Origin of the sequence: Micromonospora sp. NPDC005237, from assembly GCF_040607775.1 — a bacterium.
Lineage (GTDB): Bacteria > Actinomycetota > Actinomycetes > Mycobacteriales > Micromonosporaceae > Micromonospora.
This window is the reverse complement of record NZ_JBEXHJ010000026.1, coordinates 1-3,227: the sequence shown is the minus strand read 5'-3', so window position 1 is coordinate 3,227 and position 3,227 is coordinate 1. Positions and strand designations below refer to the sequence as shown.

Here is a 3,227-nt window from a genome sequence, read left to right as displayed (position 1 = left end):
GGTTGGTGGGAACGGATGCTGTTGGTGCGGCTGGGGGGGAATGTGAGCACCCTGTTGGGTCCTGAAGGAACAACCGTCGTGTTGTTGTTTCAGAGCCGTAGCGAGCCTGTGGGTTCGTGAGGTTGCCAGGCATGGCCTGGCCTCACATACCGCCGATCGGTGATCGGGTTTGGTGTGGGGCGGATCGGGTTGTGGGTTGGTCGTTTGTTGAGAATTGCACAGTGGACGCGAGCATCTTTGTGGTCAAGTTGTCAAGGGCGAACGGTGAATGCCTTGGCACCAGGAGCCGATGAAGGACGTGGGAGGCCGCGATAGGCCTGGGGGAGCTGTCAACCAAGCTGTGATCCCAGGGTGTCCGAATGGGGAAACCTGGCACCAGTCATGTGGTGTCACCCACACCTGAACACATAGGGTGTGTGGAGGGAACGCGGGGAAGTGAAACATCTCAGTACCCGTAGGAAGAGAAAACAAATAGTGATTCCGTGAGTAGTGGCGAGCGAAAGCGGATTGAGGCTAAACCGGCTGCGTGTGATACCTGTCAGGGGTTGCGTGGTCGGGGTTGTGGGACCCTACTGAACAAGCTGACACTTGTTCGAGGAGTTACAAAGTCAGTGGCTAGTCGAACAGTCTGGAATGGCTGACCGTAGACGGTGAAAGTCCGGTAGGTGAAAGTTGCTGACCTTCTGTGGGTGTTCCCGAGTAGCGGCGGACCCCTGAAATCTGCCGTGAATCTGCCAGGACCACCTGGTAAGCCTAAATACTTCCTGGTGACCGATAGCGGACGAGTACCGTGAGGGAATGGTGAAAAGTACCCCGGGAGGGGAGTGAAATAGTACCTGAAACCGTTCGCCTACAATCCGTCGGAGCCTTGCGGGGTGACGGCGTGCCTTTTGAAGAATGAGCCTGCGAGTTAGTGGCATGTGGCGAGGTTAACCCGTGTGGGGGAGCCGTAGCGAAAGCGAGTCTGAATAGGGCGATTCAGTCGCGTGTCCTAGACCCGAAGCGGAGTGATCTAGCCATGGGCAGGCTGAAGCGCGGGTAAGACCGCGTGGAGGGCCGAACCCACCAACGTTGAAAAGTTGGGGGATGACCTGTGGTTAGGGGTGAAAGGCCAATCAAACTCCGTGATAGCTGGTTCTCCCCGAAATGCATTTAGGTGCAGCGTCGCGTGTTTCTTGCCGGAGGTAGAGCACTGGATGGTCTAGGGGGCCCACAAGCTTACCGAAACCAGCCAAACTCCGAATGCCGGTAAGTGAGAGCGCGGCAGTGAGACTGCGGGGGATAAGCTTCGTAGTCGAGAGGGAAACAGCCCAGATCACCAGCTAAGGCCCCTAAGCGTGTGCTAAGTGGAAAAGGATGTGGGGTCGCATAGACAACCAGGAGGTTGGCTTAGAAGCAGCCACCCTTTAAAGAGTGCGTAATAGCTCACTGGTCAAGTGGTTCCGCGCCGACAATGTAGCGGGGCTCAAGCACACCGCCGAAGCTGTGGCATTCACATTTTAACCTCGCTTGGACTTGATTCCTTGTGCAGGTGTGTGGATGGGTAGGGGAGCGTCGTGCCGCGAGTGAAGCAGCGGGGTGACCCAGTTGTGGACGCGGCACGAGTGAGAATGCAGGCATGAGTAGCGAAAGAAGGGTGAGAAACCCTTCCGCCGGATGACCAAGGGTTCCAGGGCCAGGCTAATCCGCCCTGGGTGAGTCGGGACCTAAGGCGAGGCCGAGAGGCGTAGTCGATGGACAACGGGTTGATATTCCCGTACCCGCGAAAGAGCGTCCCTGATGAACCTCGTTGTGCTAACCACCCGAACTGTGTGATGTCTTCGGACTGATTGCAGGGAGCGTGGGAACCTGATGGGTAGTAGTCAAGCGATGGGGTGACGCAGGAAGGTAGCTGAGCCCGGCCGGTGGTTGTGCCGGGGTAAGCGTGTAGGCCGTGTCGTAGGCAAATCCGCGACACATGAAGGCTGAGACGTGATGCCGAGCCGATTCAGGTGAAGTCAGTGATCCTATGCTGCCGAGAAAAGCCTCTAGCGAGTTCTTAGCGGCCCGTACCCCAAACCGACACAGGTGGTCAGGTAGAGAATACCGAGGCGATCGGGCGAACTGTGGTTAAGGAACTCGGCAAATTGCCCCCGTAACTTAGGGAGAAGGGGGGCCGGAGACGTGAAGCCCCGCGCGGGTGGAGCGTTGTATGGCCGCAGAGAGCAGGGGGAAGCGACTGTTTACTAAAAACACAGGTCCATGCGAAGAAGTAATTCGATGTATATGGACTGACGCCTGCCCGGTGCTGGAACGTTAAGGGGACCTGTTAGCTCTTCGGGGCGAAGCGGAGAACTTAAGCGCCAGTAAACGGCGGTGGTAACTATAACCATCCTAAGGTAGCGAAATTCCTTGTCGGGTAAGTTCCGACCTGCACGAATGGCGTAACGACTTCCCCACTGTCTCAACCACAGGCCCGGCGAAATTGCAGTACGAGTAAAGATGCTCGTTACGCGCGGCAGGACGGAAAGACCCCGGGACCTTTACTATAGCTTGACATTGGTACTCGAATTAGCTTGTGTAGGATAGGTGGGAGCCGGTGAAGTCCATACGCCAGTATGGGTGGAGGCAATCTTGAAATACCACTCTGGTTGATTTGGGTATCTAACTTCGGACCGTTATCCGGTTCAGGGACAGTGTCTGGTGGGTAGTTTAACTGGGGCGGTTGCCTCCTAAAGGGTAACGGAGGCGCCCAAAGGTTCCCTCAGCCTGGTTGGCAATCAGGTGTTGAGTGCAAGTACACAAGGGAGCTTGACTGTGAGACTGACAGGTCGAGCAGGGACGAAAGTCGGGACTAGTGATCCGGCACTTGCGAGTGGAAGCGGTGTCGCTCAACGGATAAAAGGTACCCCGGGGATAACAGGCTGATCTTCCCCAAGAGTCCATATCGACGGGATGGTTTGGCACCTCGATGTCGGCTCGTCGCATCCTGGGGCTGTAGCAGGTCCCAAGGGTTGGGCTGTTCGCCCATTAAAGCGGTACGCGAGCTGGGTTTAGAACGTCGTGAGACAGTTCGGTCCCTATCCGCCGTGCGCGTAGGATACTTGAGAAGGGCTGTCCCTAGTACGAGAGGACCGGGACGGACGAACCTCTGGTGTGCCAGTTGTCCCGCCAGGGGCACGGCTGGTTAGCTACGTTCGGAAGGGATAACCGCTGAAAGCATCTAAGCGGGAAGCCTGCTTCAAGAT

The 3,227-nt window shown here is 56.8% G+C and carries 1 rRNA gene; it reads left to right on the top strand.

The annotated features are described in order from the left end of the window. Positions 1-241: 241 nt before the first annotated feature. Positions 242-3,227: ribosomal RNA gene (locus ABZT87_RS31330) — 23S ribosomal RNA — on the top strand; the annotation flags it as partial.